This window comes from Nonomuraea sp. KM90, from assembly GCF_052246675.1.
Lineage (GTDB): Bacteria > Actinomycetota > Actinomycetes > Streptosporangiales > Streptosporangiaceae > Nonomuraea.
In genome coordinates this window covers 1-6,985 of sequence record NZ_JBQQCB010000247.1, presented here as the reverse complement: position 1 = coordinate 6,985, position 6,985 = coordinate 1, and the positions used below count along the sequence as shown (strand labels likewise).

General features: G+C 68.7%; 4 protein-coding genes. 2 read left to right on the top strand and 2 right to left on the bottom strand.

Annotated elements, in window-relative coordinates; all coding sequences use genetic code 11:
• Positions 1 to 441 precede the first annotated feature (441 nt).
• Together ACTWPW_RS62305 and ACTWPW_RS62300 are read right to left on the bottom strand one after the other, a co-directional pair.
• On the bottom strand, positions 442 to 1,497 hold the full coding sequence (locus ACTWPW_RS62305; protein WP_443174737.1) for a winged helix DNA-binding domain-containing protein: 1,056 nt from the start codon (positions 1,495 to 1,497) through the stop codon (positions 442 to 444).
• 468 nt (positions 1,498 to 1,965) lie between these two features.
• Entirely contained in the window at positions 1,966 to 2,097 is a 132-nt protein-coding gene (locus tag ACTWPW_RS62300; RefSeq protein WP_375119224.1) for a hypothetical protein, read from the bottom strand.
• A gap of 135 nt (positions 2,098 to 2,232) precedes the next feature.
• Here ACTWPW_RS62300 and ACTWPW_RS62295 point away from each other — a divergent pair, with 135 nt between their 5' ends.
• Together ACTWPW_RS62295 and ACTWPW_RS62290 are read left to right on the top strand one after the other, a co-directional pair.
• Complete coding sequence (locus ACTWPW_RS62295) at positions 2,233 to 5,427, top strand: NACHT domain-containing protein (RefSeq protein ID WP_443174736.1); 3,195 nt, start codon at positions 2,233 to 2,235, stop codon at positions 5,425 to 5,427.
• 802 nt (positions 5,428 to 6,229) lie between these two features.
• Positions 6,230 to 6,721, top strand: coding sequence for a hypothetical protein (locus tag ACTWPW_RS62290; protein ID WP_443174735.1), 492 nt, complete (start codon positions 6,230 to 6,232; stop codon positions 6,719 to 6,721).
• Positions 6,722 to 6,985 lie beyond the last annotated feature (264 nt).

Below are 6,985 nucleotides of genomic sequence, written 5' to 3'. Positions count from 1 at the left end.
GCTGGCGCGGCGTCACCGACGTGATGCTGGAAACTATGGAATGGGTTTCCTGGTACAACGAGACGAGGCTCCACTCATTCTGTGGTAATATTCCGCCGAAGGAGTACGAGGACGCCTTCTATAAGACCCAGGGATCTACTACGTCATTCGCAAGTTCGCAGGAATCGTAGCCTCCAAGATTCCCGGGGCGGTCCATGTACTTCGCGAAGGTGGCTGGCGGTCGCGGTCGACCAGTTGCGTGCCAGTCATGGGCGAGTACGCGGCCCGCCTGTCCCCCGCTCGGCCAGGCCCTCCTCCGCCCCGGCGATGGTCGCGGCTCCGTTGTAAGGCACGCCGTACTCGATCACGCGTGTCCTTTGGCGGTCCCTGCTCCCGATAAGGCACGGGCGAAACCCTGGAACCTGACTCGGCGGGCCACGCCCAAGTGCACGGTCGACCTCGCTACACCCCTCTGATCTGGTGCGCCTTGCCCGGCTCGGCGAACTCCAGCAGCTCCGCCGCCTCCGCGTGCACCTGTTCGGCCTGGGCGTCGGTCAAGGGCGCGAACGGTTCGATCGTCACCACCGCCTTGTCCCGCTTCCAGATGCCGTGCACGAAACCATCGACCAGGAGGGTGCCGTGCACCTGGCCGTTGATCGTGATGACGCGCTTGCGGTGCTCGTCGGAGATGACGCGGGTGCGGTCGGCGTGGCTGAGCAGCAGGTTGTCGAACGGCGCGAGGAGTCGTACAGGTGCGGGAGTGTCCTCGTCCGGGCGGGGCGCGTCCGGCAGGTCGAACACCGTATCGCTCAGCATCACCAGCTGGGGCCGCAGCCGGTCCACCACCTCGCGCAGCCCGGTCAGGCCCGACCAGGCTTGCACGTCGGCCACCGTGGCCGGGCCGAACGCCCGCAGGTAACGCAGGACGAGCTCATCAAGGGACGGCGAGGCATGCAGCTCCCGCTCCAGCCACGCCTCGGCCGTGACGTAGGCCGTCTGACCCGTCTTCCCCCACACCGCCCGCGGCGGCACCTGGACCAGCGCGACCAGGCTGCGCAGGATCTGCGACAGGTCGGCCGCCGCGCCGGGAAAGGCCCCGGCCAGCGCCGTGCCGAGCGCCGCCGCCGTCATCGGCCCCTCTCGCAGCAGCTCCAGCCCCGCCTTGACCACCGCGTCCTGGTCGACGCCCGCGAGGCGGGCGGCGTACACGCTCTGGAAGGTACGGGTGAGCATCGGCTGCGCCAGCGGCCGCAACCACAGGCAGTCGGCGGCGCTGACCAGGTGCACGGTGCCGCGCATGAGCACGATCCGCACCACCTGCCGCTCGGTCAGCAGATCGGCCAGCTCCTGCGGCCGGAAGCCCGACAAGCGGCACCACAACCCGAAGTACGGCGGGAACGGCGCCTGGGCCTGCAACCCGACCAGGTGCTCGACCGCCTCCAGCGCCGGCATCGTGTGCTTGCGTAACAACAACTGGCGAGCCAGGGTGGCGCGGTTGAGCGCCCTGCGGCTGATCACGCAAAGGATTCTAAGAGTCAGCACTGAGCGCACGCCGCGGCGGTGGCCGTGACCGCCGTGCGGGCACATCGCCGCCCGCGAACCCGGGTGCTCAGCGTTGAGCCTGGGGCGTCGGCCCCAGCCGGCGAAGCTGCGCCGCCCGCAGGCCGGTAATCGCGTCCTTGGCGCCTCGTCACGACATCAGCAATGCCGTGGTGTTCGCCCAGGTACGCGCGGTGACGTCTGATGGGCAGACAACGCCCCCCGCGAGGCCGCCGCATCGTTGCACCTGCAGGCGTTCGCGATCGCGTGCGTGGCGCCTACACTTTCCATCGTCCTGTCCCCCACCTATCGCCGAACCACCGGGTTCGCTGATTACTCAGCCGGACAGTGCCGGGTCGTGGTGGGATGGGCGCTATGACTGTTCGCAGCGGAGATCACTTCAGCGCGGTCGGTGCGATGACACATACCGGCCCGAGCAGTCGTGGGTCAGCCGTCCTCCGGGGACGTCTCAGGCCGCTCGCGGTCACGCCGCTCACGGGCGTCCTGCACGGTGGTCGCCAGCGCGGTCACGGCGGCGGTCAGTTGCACCAACTCGACGAGGAGTTCAACGACGTTCATGCGGCGAGCATCCGGCTCTGTGCCGGCGGTGTCCCGCCCTCGCTCCTGGGACTGCCGGACAGTCTGCAGGTCAGCGCCATGTTCCCAGGCGAAGGAAAGTGTCCGGTCCGGCCCCGGCCGGACGGGTGACCTCGGATGACCGGTCCGCGGGACGATCCGCGCCGCTGGTTCGCCGACCGGCTCGGCGAAGGGTTGCGGCTGTGCGGCCGCAGCAACACCCAGATCGCCCAGCGGGCCACCGCCATCCTCGAGCACCGGATGAACGTCACCGGCGCTGCTGCCGCCGGGAAGGCCGCCGGCGTCGGCAGGAGGGTCTTCGTCGATCGCAAGCGGATCAGCGCCTGGTCCACCGGTGCGGACCTTCCGCAGGACCAACCTCTCCTGGAGGCCGTGGTCAAGGCGTTGCTGGAGGCGCTGCGCAAGCGTCAGGAGCAGGGTCGCATCGACGCAGACGAGATGACTGCGGGCTTGCTGGAGGAGCGGGCCTGGTTGTCGTGGTGGCGCGCTGCCCGCGACGCGCCTCGAAGCGAGCCTTGGCTGGAGCCCTATCTCGCTGCCGCTCGCCATACCGCCGAGGCCCACCCCTACCCGGGCGTTCTGCCCGGCTCCCGGCTGCCGCCGCTGTCACAGGTGTACGTACAGCAGCGCAGCCGGCCACGGTTCAGCACAGCGGACGCCGAAACGGGGAGTCCATACGCGTCCGGCGCGTCCGGGGTGCGGCTCACGGCCGAGGCGGTCGTGTCGACCGACCATAACGTGCTCCTGCTGGGCGGTCCTGGTGCGGGCAAATCCAGCCTGCTCCGCCACGTTCTGATCACTCTGGCCGCCTCCGTGCGGAACGGCGAGGCCGCCGTGGTCGACGAGGTTCCCGTCTACGTGCCCGCCGCGTACCTCACCGTGCGGGGATTGTCGTTCGCCGAGCAGGTTGCCGCCGCAGCTCGTGATGAGCTGTCCGGGCGGCGGGTACCAGCGCTGAACGCGGAAATCTTCGACCGCCTGCCCCGGCCCGCCTCCCGCTGGCTGGTCCTGCTGGACGGCCTCGACGAGATCACCGACATACGGCAGCGACTGCAGCTGACCCAGCTGCTGGGCGAACACCGCGCGGGTCCGTACCGGTTCGTGCTCACGAGCCGCCCACTCTCCGAAGGGGAATTAGCAGCGCTGGAACGGGACCCGCATCTGCTCGTCTATGAGCTCCTGCCCTTCGAGCCCAGCCAGCTTCGGTCCTTCGCCGAAGGCTGGATGCGCACGGCCCACGACCTGGACCCCGCGCAGCTGCCTGACCCCGAGGCCGCGGTGCACGGCTTCCTGGCTCAAGCGACGCGTCCGGCCTTGGCACACCTGGCCCGCACCCCGCTGCTGGCCACGATCCTGTGTCAGCTCCATGCCGCCGGGCCCGGCAGGGCGCTGCCCCGCGACCGCTACAGCATCTATCAGAACTTCCAGCTCCTGCTGCGGCAACGCCTGACCGATCCCCTCGTCCCTGAACTGCCGGATGCGATCCTCGCCACCTTGGGCCGTGTCGCTGCCCGGCAGCATCATCGGCATGGGATGGACGACGACCCCGCGGCCGATCTGCTGACCGAGGTACTGCACGCCACCGACCACCTGTGCCCGCCTGGCATGCTGCCACTCGACTGGACGGCCCGGCGCGAGCACCTGCTGTGCCGTACCGGCCTGATCTCCGCGCATGGCGGAACCTACACCTTCATCCACCAGACCATCGGCGAGTTCCTGGCCGCCCGGCACGTGGCCGCTGACGCCCGGCTCAGCAGGCAGGCGTCCCGCTCACTGTACGGCTGGCGAAGCCGTAGAGGCCTGGTCAGCTTGTCTAGCTACGACCGATTCCTCGTCGCCGCCTGGCTGGGCGGGCCGTCAGGAGCACCGCCTTTCCCTGTGCCGCCACGGCTGACGACGGCTTTGCACCGCTCGGCAGGCTGGAGCATCGGCGCGAGGTACATCGCTCAGCTCGCCGCCGACGGCCTTACGCTGACCCCGCAGACCATCGACGCGGCCACCTGCACCCTGAAGGAGCTGGCCACCGACTCCGCCCGTGCCGGACACATGCGTGTCGACGCCGCCCGGGCACTGGCAGATGTGAATCACGAGCTAGGCCACGATCTGCTGACCGCACTGGCCGCCGACCCGAGCTTGAACGGTGAACACCGCGTCTCGGCGGCACGGGAGCTGGCCGAGCTGAACGACCCGCACGGCTTCGACCTCCTGGCCGCCCTGGCCACCGACTCCGCCCTGTACGGGCCGCACCGCGCGGCAGCGGCCTTGTCGCTGGCCAGATCGAGTGACGCACGAGCCGCCGACCTGCTGGCCGCGCTGGCCACCGACCCGACCCAGCGCGACGGCGACCGCGTCATCCTCGCGCAGTCACTCACCGAGCTGGCCGATCCACGAGCGGCCGACGTGTGGACCGCGCTGGCCGGCGACCCCGCACGCACAGGTGACAGCCGCATCACGGCGACGCGGAAACTCGCCGAACTGGGTGATCAGCACGTCGCGCAGCTGTGGGCCGCGCTAGCCACCGACACCACCTTGTCCAACAACGCCCGCGTCACGGCGACGCACGAGCTGGTCAACCTGGATGGCCGACAGGCTGTGAAGGTGTGGGGCGCGCTAGCCACCGACACCACGTTGTACGACGCCCGTGTCACGGCAGCTCGGGAACTGGTCAAACTGGATGGGCGGCAAGGCTGCGATCTCCTGGCCGCGCTGCCCGCCGATCGTGCCCTGAGCGGACACGGCCGTGTCTTGGCCGCCCAGGAGCTGGCCGCGCTGGGCGACGGGCGAGCCACCGACCTGCTCGTCGCGCTGGCCGCCACCTCCGACCTGCAGGACCTATACCGTGTGCGAGCGGCTCAAACCCTGGCCGAACTCGCCGATCTGCGGGCCACGGAGGTCTGGGCCGCGCTGGCCGCCGATCCCACCGTGCACGGTGGCGAGCGCGTGGCGGCTGCGCGAGAACTCACCGACCTGGACGAAGCGCGGGCCACCGACCTGCTCGCCGTGCTGGCCGCCGACACGGACCTGCACAGCCTCTACCGCGTGGCGGCGGCACAGGCCCTGGCCGAACGGGATGCCACACGGGGCTCTACCCACCTGGCCGCACTGGCCACCGACCCCGCTCTAGACGATCTTTACGGCCTGGCGGCGGCCCAGGCGTTGATCGAGCGGCGGGCGGTCGAGCCGGGCCGCCATCCATCTGACGAGGCACAGGCACCCCGCTGGCGTACCCGAGCCGCTGCCTGGATCATCAGGCGGACTCGCAGAATTCCCCGGCGGTTCCTGCCGGAGAACGATCCTGGTAACGGCCGGTAAGACGGGGGCTACCAGAGACACGTGATCGCGTCACAACAGGCTTGACGTAGCGCATGGCAGTGTGTGGTTCTTGTGGCGAGCCGTGCCGATGATGAGCTGCAGCGGCGCTTCGGCCCGATGGCACAGCCCATGGGGCAGCCGTGAAACCCGACCACTCCACCCAGGCTCGTCCCGCCCGCAGCGCGCCAGTGGCCGTTCCAGCTGGCGGCCTTCCTCGGCCGCGTCTGGCGCACGTGGCCCTCCACCCGCCCGGCCACCGCCGACCACGCCGACCGTCCTGGTACGCGCCCTGCTGCAGGGCCTGCCCTCCTCTCCCGCCCCCGTCCCCTTTCCCCAGGGCGGGGGCCGGTCGCCGCTCACGACCATCGCCCCACTTTGGGAGAGCGCAAGCCGACCGACCCCGCCCAGACAGCCCCACGGATGCCGCCACCCAGGGCATCCATCGACCAGTACGCCGCCACCGGCCGGCCCTCGGTCAACCGGCTCGAAACCCCCTACGCGTACGCATCGAGCCCTATCGCGACCTGTTCCGGGGAGGAGGAACCGGCGGACAGCCGTTGGTGCTGGGAAGGGTCCTGATCGCAGACAGCCGAGGCTGTTCTTGTGACAAGGGCCGGGCGAAGAGCGGGTTCCTCTCCGATCAGGTCGCCGACACGGGTGCCTGCACTCGGCGCTTGGCTATCGGCCACCACTGGAGGTACTCAACGAGTCCCTCTCACAGCAAGCAGCCGCATAGGCTTTACGACCACAAGACGGCTGTCCGGAATCTCTGTGGCCCCTCAGAGTGACAGCATAAGATTTTATGACCGAGTTGCTGATAACCATCGAAGACACCTTCCGACGCAGATATGGACGCTATCTCCTCGCTGACGCCGACGGCCCGACCATCGACACAGAAGACGCGCGGCTCTTGGGTGATGAATTATGCTCCACCACCCAGAATCTGATGGTGATCGAGACGATCGTGCGGCGCGACGATGTGCTGGAGCTGGTCAGAGGCAGGTTCATCTTCGAGGTCTGGACCGCCGAGCCGCCGCCCACGGCCGCCGGCGTCTGGGACAAGCAGATCGTCGTCCAGTTCCGGCTGACATCGGGGGTCGTCCATCTCGAGGATGATGACGAGGTCGCGAGCCCGCTCGAGATCGACCTGGGCGCGCGCGACACGCGCTGGCAAGTCCGGCTGTCGGCTCGCGAGCTAGCACTGGAGCCCGAGGACGTCGAGTACTCCGAGTTGGGGAGCGAAGACTACGAGGCCGAGGTCTTTCTCCTGCAGTTCTGGCCCCACAGCCGCTGATCCGGAGCACCACCGTGGATTACATCGAAATGCCTCATGATCGATGAGGTGATTCCGCTCGGCATCGTCTCATCCAATCTGGTGCACCGCAGGTTAGAGACGCATCATGCCTTGAGTTCAACGAGACAGGACAATTGAGCCTTAGCCTGAATCCACGGCTTGATTCTTGGTGATCATTTCTCGGTCCAATTCGTCGACGAGGACCGTTCCCGCAGGTAGAGGCCTTGGTTTCAGAGCGTGAGGCACCTGCCGTGCTCGGGTCGC